This is a genomic window from Microbulbifer maximicatervae (SeqCode) (assembly GCF_052467955.1).
In genome coordinates this window covers 1,380,014-1,400,439 of sequence record NZ_CP174329.1, presented here as the reverse complement: position 1 = coordinate 1,400,439, position 20,426 = coordinate 1,380,014, and the positions used below count along the sequence as shown (strand labels likewise).

18 protein-coding genes are annotated in these 20,426 nt (G+C 51.7%); 1 reads left to right on the top strand and 17 read right to left on the bottom strand.

The genetic code is table 11. The features are described 5' to 3' along the window. Positions 1 to 76: 76 nt before the first annotated feature. From ACJJI5_RS05950 to ACJJI5_RS05885, 14 genes are all read right to left on the bottom strand, one after another. Complete coding sequence (locus ACJJI5_RS05950) at positions 77 to 2,032, bottom strand: BamB-related PQQ repeat family beta-propellar protein (RefSeq protein WP_445355783.1); 1,956 nt, start codon at positions 2,030 to 2,032, stop codon at positions 77 to 79. A gap of 1,879 nt (positions 2,033 to 3,911) precedes the next feature. Beyond that, the gene (gene lipA / locus ACJJI5_RS05945) at positions 3,912 to 4,895 is read right to left on the bottom strand and encodes a lipoyl synthase (protein WP_282931475.1); all 984 of its coding nucleotides are present in this window, start codon (positions 4,893 to 4,895) and stop codon (positions 3,912 to 3,914) included. After that, complete coding sequence (gene lipB, locus ACJJI5_RS05940; RefSeq protein ID WP_444896243.1) at positions 4,888 to 5,589, bottom strand: lipoyl(octanoyl) transferase LipB; 702 nt, start codon at positions 5,587 to 5,589, stop codon at positions 4,888 to 4,890. The genes lipA and lipB overlap by 8 nt, the downstream gene beginning before the upstream one ends. Beyond that, positions 5,589 to 5,870, bottom strand: coding sequence for an HP0495 family protein (locus ACJJI5_RS05935; RefSeq protein ID WP_444896242.1), 282 nt, complete (start codon positions 5,868 to 5,870; stop codon positions 5,589 to 5,591). The genes lipB and ACJJI5_RS05935 overlap by 1 nt, the downstream gene beginning before the upstream one ends. Before the next feature lie 167 nt (positions 5,871 to 6,037). Next, a complete protein-coding gene (locus ACJJI5_RS05930; protein ID WP_445355782.1) occupies positions 6,038 to 7,183 on the bottom strand; it encodes a D-alanyl-D-alanine carboxypeptidase family protein in 1,146 nt (381 codons plus the stop codon). Positions 7,184 to 7,432: 249 nt separating this feature from the next. Further along, entirely contained in the window at positions 7,433 to 8,308 is an 876-nt protein-coding gene (locus ACJJI5_RS05925; protein ID WP_282931471.1) for a septal ring lytic transglycosylase RlpA family protein, read from the bottom strand. Positions 8,309 to 8,455: 147 nt separating this feature from the next. Beyond that, positions 8,456 to 9,466, bottom strand: a complete 1,011-nt coding sequence (gene mltB, locus ACJJI5_RS05920; protein WP_444925775.1) for a lytic murein transglycosylase B — start codon at positions 9,464 to 9,466, stop codon at positions 8,456 to 8,458. 42 nt (positions 9,467 to 9,508) lie between these two features. Then, complete coding sequence (gene rodA / locus ACJJI5_RS05915) at positions 9,509 to 10,654, bottom strand: rod shape-determining protein RodA (protein ID WP_444934043.1); 1,146 nt, start codon at positions 10,652 to 10,654, stop codon at positions 9,509 to 9,511. Continuing rightward, the gene (gene mrdA, locus ACJJI5_RS05910; protein WP_445355781.1) at positions 10,647 to 12,542 is read right to left on the bottom strand and encodes a penicillin-binding protein 2; all 1,896 of its coding nucleotides are present in this window, start codon (positions 12,540 to 12,542) and stop codon (positions 10,647 to 10,649) included. The genes rodA and mrdA overlap by 8 nt, the downstream gene beginning before the upstream one ends. Positions 12,543 to 12,662: 120 nt before the next feature. Beyond that, the gene (gene rlmH / locus ACJJI5_RS05905; RefSeq protein ID WP_444896240.1) at positions 12,663 to 13,139 is read right to left on the bottom strand and encodes a 23S rRNA (pseudouridine(1915)-N(3))-methyltransferase RlmH; all 477 of its coding nucleotides are present in this window, start codon (positions 13,137 to 13,139) and stop codon (positions 12,663 to 12,665) included. 5 nt (positions 13,140 to 13,144) lie between these two features. Beyond that, a complete protein-coding gene (rsfS, locus tag ACJJI5_RS05900) occupies positions 13,145 to 13,522 on the bottom strand; it encodes a ribosome silencing factor (RefSeq protein ID WP_413663146.1) in 378 nt (125 codons plus the stop codon). Further along, the gene (nadD, locus tag ACJJI5_RS05895) at positions 13,519 to 14,202 is read right to left on the bottom strand and encodes a nicotinate-nucleotide adenylyltransferase (protein WP_444918081.1); all 684 of its coding nucleotides are present in this window, start codon (positions 14,200 to 14,202) and stop codon (positions 13,519 to 13,521) included. Before nadD ends, rsfS begins: the two co-directional genes overlap by 4 nt. Positions 14,203 to 14,250: 48 nt before the next feature. Then, positions 14,251 to 15,534, bottom strand: a complete 1,284-nt coding sequence (locus ACJJI5_RS05890) for a glutamate-5-semialdehyde dehydrogenase (RefSeq protein WP_445355780.1) — start codon at positions 15,532 to 15,534, stop codon at positions 14,251 to 14,253. Between the two features lie 96 nt (positions 15,535 to 15,630). Further along, positions 15,631 to 16,212: an LON peptidase substrate-binding domain-containing protein gene (locus ACJJI5_RS05885; protein ID WP_282931464.1), complete on the bottom strand. Its 582-nt coding sequence runs from the start codon at positions 16,210 to 16,212 to the stop codon at positions 15,631 to 15,633. A gap of 188 nt (positions 16,213 to 16,400) precedes the next feature. On the opposite strand from ACJJI5_RS05885, the gene ACJJI5_RS05880 reads away from it, so the two are divergent. After that, positions 16,401 to 16,682: a peptidylprolyl isomerase gene (locus ACJJI5_RS05880; RefSeq protein WP_282931463.1), complete on the top strand. Its 282-nt coding sequence runs from the start codon at positions 16,401 to 16,403 to the stop codon at positions 16,680 to 16,682. A gap of 73 nt (positions 16,683 to 16,755) precedes the next feature. Here the strand turns inward: ACJJI5_RS05880 and ACJJI5_RS05875 are convergent, their stop codons facing one another. The 3 genes from ACJJI5_RS05875 to ACJJI5_RS05865 all read right to left on the bottom strand — a co-directional run bounded on the left by ACJJI5_RS05875 (position 16,756) and on the right by ACJJI5_RS05865 (position 20,396). Next, entirely contained in the window at positions 16,756 to 19,338 is a 2,583-nt protein-coding gene (locus tag ACJJI5_RS05875; protein WP_445355779.1) for an efflux RND transporter permease subunit, read from the bottom strand. Between the two features lie 118 nt (positions 19,339 to 19,456). After that, on the bottom strand, positions 19,457 to 19,744 hold the full coding sequence (locus ACJJI5_RS05870; RefSeq protein WP_445355778.1) for an Rdx family protein: 288 nt from the start codon (positions 19,742 to 19,744) through the stop codon (positions 19,457 to 19,459). Further along, on the bottom strand, positions 19,734 to 20,396 hold the full coding sequence (locus ACJJI5_RS05865) for a flavin prenyltransferase UbiX (RefSeq protein WP_444911420.1): 663 nt from the start codon (positions 20,394 to 20,396) through the stop codon (positions 19,734 to 19,736). The genes ACJJI5_RS05870 and ACJJI5_RS05865 overlap by 11 nt, the downstream gene beginning before the upstream one ends. Positions 20,397 to 20,426: the final 30 nt, after the last annotated feature.

Sequence of the window (20,426 nt, the reverse complement as noted above, 5' to 3'; positions counted from 1 at the left end):
GATTCGCTAGCATATAAACATATACCAGCGAAATTATTTATTATCGGGATACGATTATTCGGTAGAAGAAATATCGTTAATTCGATGGAGAACTTATATCGCTCTCCCAAAGGAGAGGAGTACCACTATTAGTACCATCGTTTGGTTCAAGTATTATCTGCTGGGTATCGTCTGACTGACTTCCATTCTCAGGTTTCACGCGAACAGCAAATATCTTGTGACTATTACTATGGATGTAAAGTATTTCATCATTACTGGTTAGCATGGGTGTTGCACTAATAGTTTCACCCTCTGGAAGTTTAAAGCTCCAAATCAAAGTCCCATTTTCGGTATTGAAACCTAAGATAGTGCCATTATAAGTGGCAACATATAAAATACTTTTGGTTTGGTTTAATACAGGACTGGCAACAACACCGGCTTGAGTCATCTCATCCCAAAGTACTTCCTTTTTAGAGCTTAACGCCAAAATTCTACCCCCAGAAGCACTGTTAGTTCCGATATATACTGTGCTATCGGAAACAGCTGCTTTATTCATCACAATACCAACATCTTCCATCACCCAGGCAAGATTGCCACTAGAGGTGAATCGGTAGTAGTTTCCGTCAAATGCACCAAGGAAAACACCACCATCATCAGTTAGAGTGAGGGAAGAACTGACAGCCTCACCAATTTGATCTAGAGGTGAAATTCCCCATTGATTTTCTCGCTTATCGGAAACAATAGAGATCTCCACTTGAGAGCTTTTGGTTCCCCCCGGGCCTATTGCCTTCAGGGTGTAAGTAGTCGCAGCCTGTGGAGAAACTCTTGCAGTTCCAATTAATGGTAAGCGGTTTATCGTAGTATCATCAGCACTATTTCTTAATACAACACTTGTTGCACCACTAACGGACCAACTGAGGCCTGCACTATCTCCAGCCCTAGAAATTTGTTCAGGTAGCGCTGAAAATGATTGGATAATTACCGCCGGGTAACTGTGGCGACTATAAGGGTTACTGCCAGCTTCTAGCTCAATAACATCTACAATACCATCTGAATCTGAATCAATTTGTGATGCCCCACACCCCGAGCCATCTACAGTTTCACTTAGAGGGGTATTTGAACAATAATCTTCATGATTAGGTATTCCGTCTTCATCAGTGTCCAATGCTATTGATATAGCAGCACTAGCAAGCTTACTGTCACCACGTAAAAGGTGCGCATCTAGACGATGCCAACCCTCTAGCAAAGGCTGTGAGAGCTCACAAGTTCCTAACGCAGTAACATCATCAAAGTTACAACTTCCTGTATCTACACCATCTACCAATATAGAGAGGTGAGCGCCAGCAGTGCTCTCTGAAATATTTGCACGTAGACGGACAGAAGGCTTGCCACTTTTTACTAGGGATTTATGTGCGGGAGATTCAAATGTAAGCCCATCCTCAATTGCACTATCCAAAGGTTGAGGCTCTTCAATAACAACTGCCGGAGAAGAGGACAGAAGCATATTTATCGCTGGAAGAATTTGTAAGAACTCGTCAACATTGGAGACTCCATCACCATCGCTATCCAGCTGAATAGGGGAGCATCCATTAAGATTTACTTTTTCTTTTTCTACTGTATTTCCACACTGATCCAGGTGATCAGGGATTCCATCTTCATCTAAATCAACCGCTACAGATATACTTGCTTGAGCGACAAGAGAATTACCACTGTAAAGAAGCGCCGAAACCTCTTGCCAACCATTATCTAGACTCACGGATAGCGTGCAGTAAGCTATACCACTAGACTTCTCAAAGGTGCATACATTTGTAGGCAAGGATTTATCCCCAAAAACAACGGATAAATCATCAAGATCACCAGCGTTTTCAAGCCTTAACTTAAATACAGGAAATCGGCTAGATACATATTCATCATCACTTGGTGAATCAAAGACAAGGCTGGCACTGTCTTCTGCAAGCGTCGAGGCTGCCAAAATAGGGAGTACAAAAAACAGGGAAACTCGAACGGAAAAAGCCCCAAATAACCTCAGGACTTTAGAAGAGAGCACAACCATTGTTAAATCCTTATCATGGCCGAACCTCCGTTTTTGGAGGGGAATTTATCCAATTCCTATCCCTTAGCCATGAAATACAACAAAATCGAGACGTAAATTTTTCGGGAAATTACCATACGCCTTAATTTTGTTCAAGCCCAGATATTTTTTAACCATTACAAGCACCCTAAACAAGGGGTGTTTTCACGCTCTGAGCCTCCCAAAATCGTCCCCTCCTTGCTAAGAAATATTCATCAGAATGTAAATATAAAAGCTCCGTTAATATGTGAGGCAACACAGTATGATTCGCACTTCAACTCCCTACCCCCATGGCGCTGACTCACTGGTTTTTCTACCTTTAGTATGTGCACGTCAAATATTACAACCTAACCCACCGCAAAATGAAGTAACAATGCACAAATCAAAACAAAGCGCCGATTACCCCTCACAAGACTTTTTACTTCACAGAACTTCCGCCCATCAATAGATTCGTAGCATTTTTGCATGGAGCCTACTTTCATCTAGGCATTCATTTCAATATGACTAACGAAGAAAACAGAAATCCCGATGGAAAACAATAGAACCGGATTACCAGTCCAAGCTGCCCGATTTTATTGAACCCGACGATATCTACTTCCGGAATGATCGCACGAGATGCAAGCTTTGATGCAGAATTCCCGAAAATATCAGAAAAGGAGACGCTAATGATATATACAGCTCTTTATATTAGAGTCTCTCAGGAACTATTCGCTTTTCAGCTGCACAAAGAACACCTTTGCGATAGTAGCAGGGCCACCCCGGATACCCTCCCACCCCTTAACGTCATTACATAGACCAGATGCTCGGATCGAAGATCCTGTAAGCAGTAGAATCCTAGCCCCCACAGCAATCTGAGAGCTAGCAGGCGAGCAGATCACTTTGCGGCTTAAAGAATACTCAGTACTTTTAAACGGAGTCTCAATATGGAAAAAATAGGTTTACCGGTATCCATCACCGAACTTACTTACTCCCTATACAGAGATTACCAACATCCCAAAAGGTTACTCGAAACTAACTTAAAGTTAGCGGTAATTAAGCAAACACTTCTACCAACTAGGATCCCATCTCAGATTATGACAGTCATCACGAATAAGGATGAATACTGGATCTATAGTACAAATTACATTTTTATAAAACAGCAACTCCCCTATCCACAATACAGATTGATATATTGATTTAATTACCCAAGGAAACCATGCTAGGCTTCCGAAAAACACCCAAGGGCAAGTCAAAACACAACACACATTTAAAGGGGGCTGGATTTAAATAATAGCTTTCACACCTCAAAGCTCCGCCCACTTAAATTAACATTATAAAAAATGAGTATATTCCCCATGAAAACTCTAACCTTTTATAAATTCACCTTAATCATTGTGCTTGGCTTACTTTCTCTAACTGGAAATGCCGCAATTAACTGTACCGAGCAAGTTACACGATTGATAACCCATAAAAATGGAGGTGTATACTTTCAAACAAATAAGACCTGCTCCCAAAATTGGTGCAAAGTTGATTTCCCTGACGAAATCCAAGTAACTCGGGCCTACTCAACTTTGCTTACAGCTAAAATAGCCCAAAAGAATATAAATTTTGTTTGGAGTAATTTGGGATCTTGTGAAGAATACAACGAGATCCATGTATCACCAGAATTTTTCAGTATATGATTTTTCGCAGCATCTCTAGAGTCTAGCTAGGAGCTTTCATCACACACTCTCCTAGGGTTGGGCTGACATTAGCCCCAGCGATTAGCAACTGAATATCTTTACGAGCGGGCAGTTCGGGTTCGTATTTACATATGATCTGGGGAGAATGACAAAAAAGGGTGCTTGAAAGCACCCTTAACAAATCAACTTATTCCGCCGGCTTAACCCACTTTCTCTCCATGAGCCTGCTTATCAGCATGGTAAGAAGAACGTACTAAGGGACCACAGGCCGCGTGTTTAAAGCCGATTTGCTCAGCGTAGCGGCGATACTCTTCAAACTCATCCGGGTGGACGTAGCGCTGCACCGGCAAGTGTTCTTTACTCGGTTGCAGATACTGGCCGATCGTAAGCATATCGATATCATGCTCGCGCATATCGTCCATTACCTGGAAAATTTCCTCTTTCTCCTCACCCAGGCCAACCATCAACCCGGACTTGGTCAGTACGTCAGGGCGACGCTTTTTGTATTCCTGCAGCAGCTTTAAAGACCACTTGTAATTGGCACCGGGACGAGACTCTTTATACAGGCGTGGCACAGTTTCCAAATTGTGGTTAAACACATCCGGAGCTTCTTTCTCCAGAATGTCCAGCGCTACATCCATACGGCCGCGGAAATCCGGAGTGAGAATTTCCACTTGCAGGTTCGGGGATTGCGCTCTCGATTCACGAATACAATTGGCAAAATGCTCGGCGCCACCATCGCGCAAGTCATCCCGGTCAACAGAGGTGATTACCACATAGCGCAAACTCATTGCAGCAATGGCATCCGCCAGGTTCTTAGGCTCTTCCGGGTCCAGTGGATTGGGCTTACCGTGGCCTACGTCGCAGAAAGGACAGCGACGGGTACAGATTTCACCCATGATCATAAATGTCGCGGTACCGCCACTAAAGCACTCTCCCAAATTAGGGCAGCTCGCCTCTTCACAAACCGTTGACAGTTTTTGTGAGCGGAGAATATTTTTGATGCGATCCACTTCTTTTGAAGCGGGAACCTTTACGCGAATCCAGTCAGGCTTACGCAGCAGGTTATCGCTGGCAATTACCTTCACCGGGATACGCTCTACCTTATCGCCATCGCGAAGTTTCTCCCCCTGCTGGAGGCGGCGAGTGCGCTTAACGGGCACCAGGTCGGGTTTATCAGCCATTACTTAATTCCTGCTGTTCTGCGCTCAGCTGCGCAAATACTTTTTCATCAATGGGTTGCCACTGGGCGTCGGGCAACTGAAGAGTGTGGAGCAGCTCGCGTACAAAAATCTCGGCGACCTGGCTCCAACTCGGGGTTGGTTCCAATATTTCTGCCATCTGCACCATCTGCATCCCCGCATAGCCACAGGGGTTGATCCGCAGGAATGGAGCCAGATCCATATCGATATTGATGGCGATACCGTGGAAACTGCACCCCCGCCGAACTCGCAATCCGATAGAGGCAATCTTACTTCCCGCACGTGGGCCTTCAGTGAGGTAGACCCCAGGCGCATCGCCCCTGGGTGCCGCTGCAACACCAAAAGTTTCCAGCATTGCCACCGTGGCAGTCTCCAGGGCAGTGACCAGATCACGCACGCCGATTTTTGCTCTACGCAGGTCCAGCAATGGGTACACCACCAACTGGCCGGGGCCGTGATAAGTCACCTGTCCCCCACGATCCACCTGAACCACGGGTATATCACCGGTATTCAGCAGGTGCTCGGCTTTGCCTGCCTGCCCCTGGGTGAAAACCGGTTCGTGCTCTACACACCAGATCTCGTCGACACTTTCGCCATCGCGACTATCGGTATAGCGCGACATAGCCTGCCAGACACTCTTGTAATCTCGCCGCGCAAGATCGCGAACAATGGTCATCAGAGCACCATATGCACAGCGGGGTGCTGTTTCAGTTCTTCAAATAATGCTTTGAGCTGCTCCTCACCAGTGGCGAGGATAAAGAAAGTCATTGAGGTGAATTTACCAGTACTACTGTCACGCAAGGTAACGCGCTCTTCATCCAGGCCGGGGGCATGGCGACGCATCACATTCAGTACAAATTCGTGCGCCTCATCATTGGCATCACGCACGACCTTGACCATGTAGTCTTCGCAGGGAAATTCAATTTTCGGGGCTTTTTGATTGGGATCTTGACTCATACCACTCTCCGGGGCCGGGCTGTTAGATATTGAGAAAAGCTTAGGCACAGCCGGGCGGCGATTATACAGCGGCTAAACAGCAGTGGACAGTGAGCAAAAGGGGAAGTGGACAGAGAGTGGGGAGGGATGGACAGGGATGGGAATCATTCCCACCCCTAAATCAGCAATTAGCTAAAAAAGCCCATTACAAAGCGCTTGATGGAGTCCCACATGCGCTTGAAGAAACCGGCACGCTCCACATCTTCGGCAGCAACGGCTTTAACATCGGCGACAGTCTCACCATCCAGGGTCACAACAACTTTACCCACTGGCTGGCCCTTCTGCACAGGCGCTTCCAGCTCGCCATCCACAATCAGGTCGGCCTTAATGCCTTCCTCACCGCCTCGGGGGATGGTAACGAATACATCTTTAGCTACGGCAATACCCACGCTGGGCTCTTCACCACCCCAGACACGCTCCGTCTGCAACTCTTCACCCTGACCATATACCTTATGGGTTTGGTAGTAGCGGAAGCCGTAGGCGAGCAGTTTTTGGGTCTCAGAGGCGCGTTTCTCATCACTGTCGGTGCCGACAACAATAGCAACCAGGCGCATGCCGCGCTTCATTGCAGAAGCTACCAGGCAGTACCCTGCTTCTTCCGTATGGCCGGTCTTAATTCCGTCTACAGAGGAATCGCGCCACAGCAAACGATTGCGGTTGGGCTGGTTAATGCCGGAGTAGCTGAAATACTTCTCGGAATAAATATCGTAATGCTCTGGGTGGTCCATTATCAGCGCGCGCGCCAGTACACCCAGGTCATGGGCAGTCGTTACATGCCCCTCTGCAGGCCAGCCAGTGGCGTTGACAAAGTTAGTATCTTCCATGCCCAGCAGCTCTGCCTGCTGGTTCATAACTTCGGCAAAGACCTCTTCGCTACCGGAGACGTGTTCTGCCAGGGCGATACTCGCATCGTTACCGGACTGAATAATCACACCGCGCATCAAGTCGATAACCGGCACCTGGTCACCCACTTTGACAAACATCTTGGAGCCACCCTTACGCCAGGCCTTTTCAGAGATACGAACCATATCGTTTTCTTTGATGCTCCCCTTAAGGATCTCCTCAGAAACGATATAGGCCGTCATCATCTTGGTTAGGCTTGCCGGCGGTACCGGAGTATCCGCCTCGTGCTCAACCAGGACCTGACCGGTATTGGCATCTAAGAGCAGGTAAGACTTTGCCGCCAATTGAGGCGGTGCAGGGATAAGAGATTGCGCCTGGGCCAGGCCCGCACATAACAACAGGAAAGAACAGGCGATAATCCGTGTGATCATAGGTATATGTCTCGTCATTCCTCGTTTTCGTTGGCTTAACCTGCAACGAAATCTACAAGGTTAATCAGCGGCACTAGAGCTTGTCACCAAACGCCGCCTATCATTACAAAATTACAAAATACAAGAAAAAACGCGTCAATGCGCACTATTTTGTGAACGGGTATTCAAATGACTGCCGCCGATAGCATCAGTCACAATCATTTAAGGCAGATATCACCTTTACCTATTGATACCCAAAAGCCCACAACACTATTCGTAAACTACTTGTGGCTGTCCAAATTGCTTTTGCTCAACAGTTTCCCGCGCTGTTGCCAAAGCTCTCTGCTGGGTGAGTGGGCCAATTCGAACTCGATAATAAGTCTTGCCGCCACTCTGAACAGAACTAACAGCAACAGGATAGTCAATGGCCGCTGCCAATTGGGTGCGAATTTCCTGGGCCTGCGCGGAACTGCTATAAGCACCAACTTGCAGATAGGTATTGTCGGGCAACTTGATAGTCGTATCTTCCGCCAAACCAGCGGTGCCATCACTATTGGCCAGTACTTCATTGGCCGCCGGCAACGCGGCCGGGTCCAGAGCCTCTACCTCAACCCGAGCAATGCCTTTATCAATGTATCCGAGCTTTTGCGCAGCAGTATAACTGAGGTCGATGATGCGCCCGTGCACAAAGGGCCCCCGATCGTTTACCCGCACGATAATACTGCGGCCATTGTCGAGATTGGTGACCTTGGCATAGCTGGGCAGTGGTAGCGTTTTATGGGCAGCAGACATGGCATACATATTGTAGACCTCGCCATTTGCAGTGCGTCGGCCGTGGAATTTTGTTCCATACCAGGAAGCCTGCCCCACTTCCTTATAGCCCTTGACGTCATTGCGTACACGATACGTGACACCGTTGACCTTATAAGGGGATTTATTGCCGGCGTCGCCGATCGGCTCGCGGACAGGGATCGGCTCAGGGGCTGCTTGCATATTTACCGGAGCAGCAGGGCCACTATCCTTGATGCTATTAAAGTCCGGTTGCTTGGTGTTTTCGGTTTTCTGTGGTTTTGGCTGCGGGCCACTACAGGCCGCTAATATCAGGACCGCCAGGGCCACTCCCCAACGCGCTTTGCACTGAAACATAATCCCCCCGGCGCGCGACAACTTATTGCTGCCGTCTCCAAGCCGCTATTATCTGGAACTGCTAAATAAAATAGAAAAATATGAACACTAAAAACCCAAATGGTTCCCTCCATTTGGGTTAAATTTAGCTGCGGGACTGAAGCCGCCTTAAGACTTGCCGCCTCTCGCTTTAACGATCTCTTGGGCCAAGTCATTGACGGCCATAGCGTAGAGACGACTGCGGTTATAGCGGGTGATAGTCGCGAAATTATTCAAGCCGAGCCAATACTGTTTTCCCTGCTCAGTTTGCAGGGAGAAAACGTTGGCCGGCATTTCCGGAGCCACCTGGCTAGTAGCGTTAAAGCCTTTATCCGCCAATTCTCCAACGGTCCACTGCGGCTGCAGAGTATCGTTGACGATTGTCATGTCCGCATTCGGGCGGGGGCTGGCCAGTACCGCGACCGGTTCACCGGGCTTCCATCCATGTTTAACGAAATAGTTAGCCACACTGCCGATCGCATCGGTAGGGTTGTTCCATATATCCGCCTTGCCATCGTCGCTGAAGTCCACCGCATAAGAGCGGTAGCTTGAAGGCATAAATTGACCGTAGCCCATAGCCCCAGCATAAGAGCCCTTGAGGGCCAGGGGATCCATATCCTGCTCACGAGTCAGCAGAAGGTAGTTTTCTAACTCTTTGGTAAAAAACGCAGAGCGACGGGGGTAGTTAAATGCCAACGTGGAAAGTGCATCCAAAACCCGGTAGCCGCCCATATTACCGCCGTATCGGGTTTCAATTCCGATGATGGCAACAATCATCTCTGCCGGTACACCGTATTTCTTTTCAGCCTCAGCCAGGGCCTCGGCATTTTGATCCCAAAAGTCTACCCCACCGGCAATGCTCTGCGGGGTGAGAAACATTTTGCGATATTCATGCCAGGGCTTGGCTTTCTCGGCTGGCCGTTTGATCGCCTTTAGGATGGAGTCTTTGCGCTTAGCCTCACGCATCAGAGTCTGCATTTCTTCGCGATTAAACTCGTGCTCTTCCACCATATAATCAACGAATTCTTGCGCTTGTTTATTATTTCCATGACCCGGTTCCTGCGCACAGGCGGCGAGGGCCAGTCCCATCCCGATTAATAATCCCGAGGTCCACTTCAAAACGACCGCTCCTGTCTTCATCTCGCGTCTCTAAATCCGGTTATTGTCCCTATGCAGTGTTCCTCAAAAGTGAACTCTGCGCCGTTCAGTGCCAACAGCCATCAGAAGGCCAAATCCGGCCATCAATGTAATCAAGGATGTCCCGCCGTAACTAATCACTGGCAAAGGCACCCCCACTACCGGCAACAATCCTGTAACCATACCAATGTTTACAAATACATAGACAAAAAAAGTGAGGGTAATACTCCCCGCCAACAGTCGGCCAAATACGTGCTGGGCCATAAAGCTGATGTAAATGCCGCGGGAAATAATCAGTACATATAGCAAAAGCAGCAACAGGGCGCCGCGCATGCCCCACTCCTCCGACAGTACCGCGATAATAAAATCGGTATGGCTCTCCGGCAGGAAATCGAGCTGTGACTGGGTTCCCTGCAGGTAGCCTTTGCCGTAAACACCACCGGAGCCGATAGCCGCTTTGGAGTTAAATATATTCCAACCAGCACCAAAACGGTCATCATCTGGGTTGAGCAGGGTCAAAATTCGCTGCCGCTGGTAGTCGTGGAGCCCCCAGTGCCAAATTGGATAGGCAGCAACCAACAGCGCCATTGCCGCCGCGCTGATCATCTTCCAACTCAACCCCGCTAGATACAGGGCAAAAAGACCGGACGCCGCAATCAGGATCGAGGTCCCCAAATCCGGTTGCCGTACGATAAGAGCTGCGGGAATCGCCACAATTGCCAAAGCTCCAATCACCGTGGTCAGTGATGGCGGCAAGCGGCGTTGATGCAGGTAAGCTGCCACTGCCATGGGGACACCGAGCTTCATCACTTCCGATGGCTGGAAGCGAAATCCGCCTATCTCCAACCAGCGCTGTGCCCCCATCGCCTTGGTGCCAAAAAACAATACCCCAACCAATAGCGCACAACCGGCCAAATAGGCCCAGGGGGACCAGCGCCGATAAAAATCCAGAGGAATTTGCGCAACGATAAACATGCCCACGAAGGCCACGCACATAAAAATCGACTGGCGCCGCACATAGTTCATATCACCGCCAGAAGCGCTGTACAGCACTCCAAGTCCTACGGCGGCCAACACCAACAACAGCACCAGTAGCGGTATATCAATATGCAGGCGGCGTGAGAGACTGGCCGGTTTGCGCAGACTGCCGTGGGCATCTGACAAACGGTGGGAGAAATCGCGACTAGCCATTGCCAGCCCCCTCGCTCAAATAAGTGGTATCCGCCGTCTTTTGCGGTTCCAACTGCGGGCGTGACATCCACTCCGCAAATAGCTCTCTTGCTACCGGGGCAGCAACCTTGCCGCCGCCCTCGCCATTCTCGACTAGTACCGAAACGGCGATACGGGGGTTATCCACAGGCGCGAAAGCCACAAACAGGGCGTGGTCTCGGTGGCGCTCTTGCAGGGCCTCTGAGTCATAGCGCTCCCCCTGGGCAATACCGACCACCTGAGCGGTACCAGACTTACCCGCCACGCGAAAATCCAGATCTTTACCTGCCCGTTTCCCCGTACCGGTACGGTGGTTGACTACAGCCTCCATTCCCTCGAATACCAAATCCCAGTGATCAGGGCGGGCCTCGAGGTTGTGCAGTATCTCGGGAGGTTGCTCCACCCCGTTGATCGACTTGACCATCTGCGGGCGGTAGTGGGTACCGCGATTGGCAATCGTGGCAGTCATTACTGCAAGCTGCAGTGGCGTCGCCAACACAAAACCCTGCCCCAGCACCGCATTCAAACTGTCACCCGGAAACCAGGGCATACCGCGGGCACCGCGCTTCCAATCTCTAGAGGGAAACAACCCGGAGCGCTCCATGGGCAAGTCGATTCCGGTCTTTGTCCCCAGGCCAAAATGAGAGGCGATGCTGTGCATATCATCGATATCCCAGCGGTGCGCCATATCCCAAAAGTAGACATCACAACTCTGCGCCATGGCCTGTATCAGATCCACCTTCTCACCGTGCCCCCAGCGCACGTGGTCGCGGTAGATACGCGGATCGTTGGGCAGCTTGTAAAAGCCGGGGTCCTTGACCGTACTCTCTCGGGTAATAATGCCCGCCTGGAGTCCACCCAGCCCCATCAACGGCTTTAAAGTGGAACCCGGTGGATACTGACCCTGCACCGCCCGATTAAACAGGGGCACATCGAGGGAATCGCTGAGGGCGCGATAGTCGGCAAAGCTGATGCCGGTCACAAACAAGTTGGGGTCGAAGGACGGCTTGCTGACAAACGCCAACACACCACCGCTATTTACATCGATCGCAACTACTGCACCGCGGCGATCTCCCAGGGCATCAGAGGCGACTTGTTGCAGTTGAGCATCCAGGTTGAGCACCAGATCCGAGCCCGGTTTGGGGTCCTGGCGCTCCAGTACTCGTAAAACCCGGCCACGAGCATTAATTTCAACATTTTCATAACCGACCTCTCCGAGTAGGAGATCCTCGTAGGAGCGTTCCAACCCGACCTTACCGATGCTGCGGGTACCGCGATAGCGGCGCACATCATCCTCGGTAAAGTTACTCAGGTCGCGGTCACTGATTCGCCCCACATAGCCCACACTGTGGGCAAATAAATCCCCGAGGGAGTAGTAGCGCACCAACTCCGCCTCCACTGACACCCCAGGCATACGGAATTGATTAACACTGATCCGTGCGATTTCATCTTCGTTCAATCGAAATCGGAGAGGCACTGGCTCATAGGGGCGCCGGCGCTTGAGGCGTTTCTGGAATTTGGTGACATCGTTTTCGTCGAGTCGCACCAGGTTACCGATCAGCTCTAACGTGGCATCCATATCGCGAACGCGCTCGCGAACAATCGACAAGTTATAACTGGCGCGGTTATCGGCTAGCAAAATGCCGTTGCGGTCATAGATCAATCCGCGGGTCGGCGCGACCGGGCGCACCTGGATACGGTTCTCATCAGATTGAGTGCGGTAGTCTTCGTAATTAACCACCTGGAGGTTGTAGAAACGCGCTACGAGAACACCCAGTAAAAAGATAACCCCCACAAGCGCCACCAACATACGATTGCGAAACAATCGCTGCTCGGTATGGGGGTCCTTGAGATGGTAATCGTGCGGCATCAGAATTTATTCGATGGTTTTTGACTGGCGTGCAAAAAATCTAATTCCCTACATTAACACAGGGCGAGTCAGGAGAGAGAACCGAGTCGGCAAATCTCTCCGCGACTTATCGCAAATATTTTATTTGTGGTAGGGATGGCCGGCCAATAATGTCCAGGCGCGATAAATTTGTTCAGCCAGAACCACCCTCACCAGCGGGTGTGGCAAGGTCAGTGGGGACAGAGACCAGCGCTGGCGTGCACGGGCGAGGCAGTCTTCGGATAAACCGTCGGGCCCGCCAATTAACAGGCTGATATTTTCCCCAAGCATTTGCCAATCACTTAATTGCGCCGACAACTGCTCGGTACTCCAGGGCTTGCCTTTCACATCGAGCGCTACCACGTGGTCCCGCGGTCCCAAAGCGGCGAGCATCGCCTCGCCCTCTTTTTTTCGCGCTTTTTCAATCAGGGCTGCAGAGCTCTTTTGGCCTCGTTGGCCGAGTGGAATTTCCACCATTTCCAGAGCAATTTCCCGGGGCAGGCGCTTAGCGTACTCGGCGTAGCCCTCCTGCACCCAAGCCGGCATTTTTCCACCGGCGGCAAGAATGCGGATTTTCACAGCAATTAACCCTGGTGCGGATCGCTGCCATCGGCATCGTCACGGGTATTCGGAGTCATAGACCAGAGTTTTTCCAGGTCGTAGAAACCGCGAACATCTGCGAGCATCACGTGGACAACCAAGTCACCGTAGTCGACTAATACCCACTCGCCCTGGTCGACACCTTCAACACCAATGGGGCGAATACCTTCTTTTTTCAGTTCGTCTACAACGTTCTCTGCCAGGGACTTAACCTGACGACTGGAAGTACCAGTACAGATCAACAGATTGTCCATTACATCTGAAAGTCCGGAAACATCCAGGGAAACAATATCCTTACCTTTCAAATCTTCCAGCGCATTGAGAGCGATATCTTTAATATTTGTCATAACACCTTGATTCATTGCGGGTCGCCCGAAGCAACCTCTGTATAAAGTCGATGATCTTCTATGTACTGCAACACAGTTGCGGGCAGTAAATAGCGTGGCGACTGGCCACTTTTAATTATTTCGCGAATTTGCGTCGCGGAAATTGGCAACATGGTCTGCTCCCGCAACAGCAGGCAACCACATGCTCGTGTATGCAAGTCTGCAACCGTGCCCCGATGATTCTCCAGCAGTTCTGCCAGAGGGCCATGCTCTTCGCTATCGCGATCTGGCAGGTGCCAGCCCGGCCTTGTTACCACCACCAGATGTGCCAGCTCCAAGAGGCGCTCCCAGCGGTGCCAGCGGTGCAGACTCAATAGGGAGTCCAATCCCATGCAGAAACTGATGGAGGCTTCACCTCCCAGTTCACTGCGCAGTTCCTCCAGGGTATCTACCGTATAAGTAGCTCCGCCACGATGGAGTTCTCGCTCATCCAGGGTGAGTTCCTCACACCCCTCCAGCGCCAGAGCCAGCATTTCACTGCGCTGGCGGGACGATACACCTGGCGTCTGCCGGTGGGCGGGCTGGTGGCTGGGTAGCAAGCGCATTTCATCAAATTCGAGCACCTGGCGCAGCTCCAGCGCCATGCGTAAATGACCGAGATGGATCGGATCAAAGGTTCCCCCAAACAGGGCCAACGTATGCCTTTTGCTCGCCACAATTATTTATCGTACCCCTCGCACTCGCTGCCCCAACTGGAAAAGTGCTTATTGCCGGATATGGCCATCCCCGAACACAATCCATTTTTGCGAAGTGAGCCCTTCCAGGCCAACCGGGCCACGGGCGTGGATTTTATCAGTACTGATACCAATTTCCGCCCCCAAGCCGTACTCGAAACCGTCAGCAAAGCGGGTTGAGGCATTAATCATCACTGAGCTGGCATCCACAGCACTCATAAAGCGGCGGCTGCGACTGTAATCCTGGGTGACAATTGCCTCGGTGTGGCCGGATCCGTAACAGGCAATATGCTCCATAGCCGCTTCCATATCCGCAACAACACGCACAGCCAGAACCGGGGCAAGGTATTCCTCACTCCAGTCATCTTCTGTCGCCGCTACACAGTGAGCAATGATTTCACGGGTCCGGTCACAACCGCGCAATTCAACCCCTTTGTCTTCGTAGGCACCAGCCAAGCGCGGCAGTATATCCGCCGCAGCCATCTCGGCAACTAAAAGTGTTTCCATGGCGTTACAAACACCATAGCGATGGGTCTTGGCATTGAGGGCGATATCGAAAGCTTTGTCCAGGTCAGCCCGATCATCGATATACACATGACAAACACCGTGCAGGTGTTTGATTACCGGCACCCGGGCTTCGCGACTGACCCTTTCAATCAAGCCGGTTCCGCCCCTGGGTACAATCACATCCACATATTCCGGCATAGTGATCAGGGCACCCACCGCCGCTCGATCGGTGGTATCGACAACCTGCACCGCCGTTTCCGGCAAACCCGCTTCGCGCAAGCCGGCGGTAATACAGGTGGCAATTGCCTTGTTCGAGTGCAGCGCTTCACTGCCTCCACGCAAAATTGTGGCATTGCCGGATTTTAAGCACAGGCTCGCTGCATCAATGGTCACATTGGGCCTGGACTCATAAATAATGCCCACCACCCCTAGGGGCACACGCATTTTGCCCACTTGAATACCGCTGGGGCGATAGCGTAAATCTTCAACTTCTCCCACCGGGTCGGGCAGCTCTGCCACCTGCACCAAGCCCTCGATCATGCCATCGATGCGGGCATCGTTAAGCTCCAGACGATCCAGAAGAGCCGCATCCAGGCCGCGCTCGCGACCGGCCTGCATATCCAATGCATTGGCCTTCAGTAAAGATACTCGCTGTGTCTCCAGTTGGGCAGCGATGGCTTTAAGAGCATTATTTTTGGTGGAGGTATCCGCAGCAGCTATCTGTTTGGCGGCGGTACGGGCTGCGCGCCCCATTTGTTCGAGCTTGGCGCGAGTGGATTGCTGATCAGCGGTGTCTGTGGCGGTCACTTGGCTCTCCGTGCAAAATCCGGTCGGCCGCGCAGTATAACCCAGCGAGACCCGGTTGAAAGTGCCGATTACCGGGCCCCACAGCTTTATATCTAGCTATTCCCGCGTCCAACGGTCCAGGTTCTCGGCAATGGTGGCAAGCCGCATAAGAGGATCTTCTACCGCTAGCAAATCGGTGCGGACCTTATCTTCCAATGGCAGAAGCTGAGCCAATTGCCAGGAAAGTGAGTCCGCAGACTCCACCGGCTCAAATTTAAGTGATAGCGTCTGTGCCCGCTCCTTCAACTCCTCCAACACCGACAGGAGACCATCGCAATCCGCTGGAATCGGCTTTTCATCTTCATCTGGTATCCATTCCACGTCCCCCAGAAGCAGGTCATCCTCTGCGCGACGGGTGTGGACAATGCGAAAGCGACGCCGACCTTTCACTTCCACATTAAGCAGCCCTCCCTCGCCCTGCCCCCAATCCACGATGTCGACATAAACACCGAGAGGCCATACTGAAGCGCGCCCCACTTCACCCCCGGAGCGAATCAAAACAATGCCGAAGCCGCTATTGGTTTTCATGGACTCACTGACAAGGTGAATATAGCGCTGCTCAAAAATCCGCAGGGGCAAGGTCACACCGGGGTATAGAGGGACACTCAGGGGAAAAAGGGGTATCTGTTGCAAAGTCATCACTCATTATTTTTTGTGTACCCTAAAGATAACATCGCCCTAGGGAACTCTGCGGCAGGTTAAGAGACTTTTTACCGCCAACCGGTTGGATTGGGAGCAAGTTTTTCCACTTTGCGGTAATTGTCGCTGGCAAGCCCAACACCCAGCCTTTAAGCTGCTGCGGTAAATTGACCAAACGGAGATTTTTCATGCCTACAGCAACCGCTCGCCATATCCTGGTTGAAAATGAACAGCAGTGCCAGGACCTGAAACAGCAAATCGAGAACGGCGCTGACTTCGGTAAAATTGCCGAGCAGTACTCCCAGTGCCCCTCTAGCCGTTCCGGCGGTGACCTGGGCTCTTTCAGCAAGGGAATGATGGTTCCCGAATTTGACAAGGTCGTATTTTCCGAGGAGCTGCACAAGGTGCATGGCCCAGTCAAAACCCAGTTTGGCTACCACTTGCTAGAAATTACCAGCCGTCAGGACTGAGTCCCGACTGTTGAGCAGACATAAAAAAAGCCGGGGTTATCCCGGCTTTTTTTATATTTCAAATTCCTTCGATTCAGGCGCTGGGCGCCTCCTGCATCGGTGCCTCGGGCTCAACTTTATCAGCTTGCCTCTGACGACCGAGCGGCTTGAACATCACCAGCAACAGGGGCAGAAGTGTCAGGGAACCCAACAGTGCGGCGGACATCGCCAGCGCGGTGAGGAGGCCGAAATAGATCGACGGAACAAACTTCGACAGCGCCAAAATTGAGAAACCGACAATAATCGTGATCGCTGTGTAGAACATGGCACGGCCAATCGTCGCATGGCTGCGATGCATGGTCGCCAGATAATTGCCATCTTTGGCAAACTCCGCGCGGAAGCGATACAGGTAGTGAATCGCGTGGTCCACACCGATACCCACGGTAATCGCGGCGATAGTGATGGTCATCATATCCAGCGGAATACCCGCGAGCCCCATACCACCAAGTACCACACAGGCCGCCAGCATATTTGGCACCAGTGCAATCAGAGCAATCCACAGAGAGCGGAATAGCACCAGGAACATCAGCAGGATTCCGACAAAAACGGCACCCAGGGTCAGGATCTGGGACTTAAACAGGCTCTGTAACATATTGTTGTACAGCACCAACAGGCCAGTCTGATGGACATTCTCTGGAGCAATACCCATCTCATTATGAGCGTAGTTGTAGATGCGCTGGATCAGCTCATCGCGACGCAGGGTGGGGTCTGTCTCCATCACTCGCAGGGTGATACGAGCCTGATTATTCTCCACGGATAAATAGGGGTCTACCAGAACGGAGCGAATTTCGGCCGGCAGGCTGGTATTGGCCACCGCCAGCTCAAAGTCATTGAGGGGGCCGCCATTCAGATCCACGGCAACTTTATACAGGGTCGCCAGAGATTGAACCTTGCCTATCTCCGGCTGCTCCTCCAGGTAATCATGCAGCTGCTCCAGCTTTGCCAAACCGGCAACCGTAAACCAGTAGCTCTGCTCCACTGACTCCTCTTCACCGCCAAATGGATCATCGGAGGCAAAGGGGTCCTCTTCTACAGCGAAGGGATCTTCCTCTGCTTCCATCGCAAAGGGATCTTCTTCTCCCTCGAAAGCTGCCTCCTGCTCCTCGGGCTGATCCAGAATAATATCCAAGGTCACAGTGCCACCCAAGCGGCGGTCAATCACCAGCATGCCCTGATAAATTTCCGTGGAATCATCGAAGTAATCGATAAAGCGGTTTTCCACTTTCAGCTGGGATATACCCACCACACTCACGACGGCTGCCAGCAGTGAAATACCTAGCACCACAAACTTGTGGCGCTCAGCAAAGCGGGAAAACTGCAGGGTAAATGCGTGGGAGTTATCTGCACTCACACTGCCCACACGCTTCGGCAGCACCATCAGGAAACTGGGAATAATCAGGAACGACAGCAGCAGAGCCACAGTCACACCCATCGTCATCATCCAGCCAAAATCGATAACCGGGCGAATGCCGCTCACCACCAGGGACACAAAAGCCACGATGGTGGTCAGTGCGGTATACAGGCAGGGCTTGGCCATAAAGCGCACTGTCTGCAATACCAGCTTTTCAAGATCCCAATCCGGGTTCTGGGCAATATATTCCCGGTAGCGTACCGCCAGGTGGATGGTAATTGCCAAAGTAATAATTAACAGCAGTGCGACAAAGTTGGCCGAGATCACTGTCAGTCGCCAGTCCAGCCAGCCGAGTAGCCCCAGCATCACCACCGCAGTGGTAACACAAGTCATCAGCGGCAACAGCACCCAGCGCGGCTGGCGGAAAATCAGCAACAGGGTAATCACAATAAAAGCGAGAATCCCCACACCAAATACCAACAGGTCGCTCTTAATAAACGAAATCATATCGGCGGTAATCATGGTGACACCACCGAGGAACAGCTCCGCTTCGCCGTTGTAGCCAGCCAGAATTGCGCGCACGGTATCGACTCGCTGGTGGGCAACTTTCTCTTGCTCAGTACGGTGGGTCAGATAGACCGCGCTGATCTCCTCCAGGCGAACGGCCTCTTCCGGAGTCAGTCCCTCTGTATTGCGCTTGCTGCGCAAAGCATCCCGCTCGCGCACCATCTCGATGCCGCGGCTATCCAGTTTCAGGTTCGCCAGTATGGCCGTCGTCTGCCCGTCCGGGCTCAGGATCAACTCCCGATAAATCGGGCTTGAGAGGAACTCTTGCCGGGCCATATCCCGGTCGACATCGGGCCTGGAGAGCGTGCGCACCTCATCGCTGATATCGGTGAGAACCAGCTTGGGGCTGTACAGCAGTGGGACATCGAGAATGCTCTGCACACTGGACACACCATCTACCTTGGCCAATTCATCCCGCAACTTGCCCAGGGTTTCCAGGGACTCATCACTGAACAGGTCCCCAGTCTTGGAGCGGTAAGTAACGACCAGGAAGTCGCCACTGGCATAGCGCTCGGAAATCTCGCGGAAATAATCCAGGGATTTATCAGCTTCCAGAGTGAGGGAATCGGCAGAGGCATCGATCTTCAGGCGGGACAATCCGAGGGCTGCCAGCAGGGTTAACAGGCCGATAACCACCAACACCGCAGCGGGCCGCTTGGTCACCAAGTATTCATAAGACTTCTGTAAAGCTGACAGCATAAATTTCCGCTTCTTTCCAAACTAAAAACTGGCCGCATTGCGGCGCGCATATTGTTCGCCTATGCGATGAATTAGCAAACCTAAAATTTGCCACCGCACCGTTTTATTGGAACTTTTTTCAGGGATTGTCGATATGCCCCAGGTCGCGTTCGGGAAACAGGGTGTCCCTGACGCGACGTTTGAGCTCCTTGGCATCGGGAAAGCCGCCGTCACGCTTGCGCTCCCAGATCAAAATTTCGCCAATCCGAATCTCGAATACTCCCCCAGTACCCGGTTGCAATGCAACCTGATTGAGGTCATCGGCGAAAGTGTGCAGCAATTCCTGGGCCATCCAGGTGGCTCGCAACATCCAGTTGCACTGCACACAGTAGTGAATCGTAATACTCGGTTTTATCTCATTGCCCATCCTGCTCTCCCCAGCTGGGCAACAGCTTCTGCTCGATGCCCAGTTGGTCGAGCAGTCGAGCAACCACGAAGTCCACAATATCCTCCACAGAACTGGGCCTTTGGTAAAAGCCAGGACTGGCCGGCAGGATCATGGCCCCCATGCGGGTGAGTTTCAGCATATTTTCCAGGTGAATCTCGGAGTAAGGCGCCTCGCGGGGAACCAGAATGAGCTGGCGGCGCTCTTTCAGGGCTACATCCGCAGCCCGCTCAATCAGGTTGTTCGATGCTCCACAGGCCACCGCAGACAAGGTGCCACCACTTGCCGGGCAGATCACCATACTGGCTGGCGCCCCGGTTCCAGAAGCCACCGGGGAAAACCAATCGCGCTTGCTGAAAAGGGTCAGCTGGCCTTCCTGCGCGGCAAAACGATCGGCGAGGAAATTCTGCAACTCGCGCTCATCGCCCTCCGGCAACTGCATATCAGTTTCGGTGTTGATGACCACCTGAGCCGCCTCGGACAGCAGCAGCCATACGCGCACATTCGAAGCCAGCAGGCACTGAAGCAGGCGCAAACCATACTGGGCGCCGGAGGCCCCGGTCATAGCCAGGGTCACGGTCTTCTCGAAAGGAGATTGATGCAAAGTCGATACCTTATTAAGCCCTGCGAGCATAGGGCTGCGCAGGAAACATTAGTCTTCTGA

Coding starts and splice junctions, on each gene's coding strand:
- rodA (WP_444934043.1), bottom strand. CDS start 10,654: ATGGCTAGTCGCGATTTCTCCCACCGTTTGTCAGATGCCCACGGCAGT.
- mrdA (WP_445355781.1), bottom strand. CDS start 12,542: ATGCCGCACGATTACCATCTCAAGGACCCCCATACCGAGCAGCGATTG.
- lipA (WP_282931475.1), bottom strand. CDS start 4,895: ATGGCTGATAAACCCGACCTGGTGCCCGTTAAGCGCACTCGCCGCCTC.
- ACJJI5_RS05870 (WP_445355778.1), bottom strand. CDS start 19,744: ATGGGCAATGAGATAAAACCGAGTATTACGATTCACTACTGTGTGCAG.
- ACJJI5_RS05950 (WP_445355783.1), bottom strand. CDS start 2,032: ATGGTTGTGCTCTCTTCTAAAGTCCTGAGGTTATTTGGGGCTTTTTCC.
- ACJJI5_RS05885 (WP_282931464.1), bottom strand. CDS start 16,212: ATGACTTTGCAACAGATACCCCTTTTTCCCCTGAGTGTCCCTCTATAC.
- ACJJI5_RS05875 (WP_445355779.1), bottom strand. CDS start 19,338: ATGCTGTCAGCTTTACAGAAGTCTTATGAATACTTGGTGACCAAGCGG.
- ACJJI5_RS05925 (WP_282931471.1), bottom strand. CDS start 8,308: ATGTTTCAGTGCAAAGCGCGTTGGGGAGTGGCCCTGGCGGTCCTGATA.
- lipB (WP_444896243.1), bottom strand. CDS start 5,589: ATGACCATTGTTCGCGATCTTGCGCGGCGAGATTACAAGAGTGTCTGG.
- ACJJI5_RS05865 (WP_444911420.1), bottom strand. CDS start 20,396: ATGCTCGCAGGGCTTAATAAGGTATCGACTTTGCATCAATCTCCTTTC.
- mltB (WP_444925775.1), bottom strand. CDS start 9,466: ATGAAGACAGGAGCGGTCGTTTTGAAGTGGACCTCGGGATTATTAATC.
- ACJJI5_RS05935 (WP_444896242.1), bottom strand. CDS start 5,870: ATGAGTCAAGATCCCAATCAAAAAGCCCCGAAAATTGAATTTCCCTGC.
- ACJJI5_RS05930 (WP_445355782.1), bottom strand. CDS start 7,183: ATGATCACACGGATTATCGCCTGTTCTTTCCTGTTGTTATGTGCGGGC.
- ACJJI5_RS05880 (WP_282931463.1), top strand. CDS start 16,401: ATGCCTACAGCAACCGCTCGCCATATCCTGGTTGAAAATGAACAGCAG.
- rsfS (WP_413663146.1), bottom strand. CDS start 13,522: ATGAATCAAGGTGTTATGACAAATATTAAAGATATCGCTCTCAATGCG.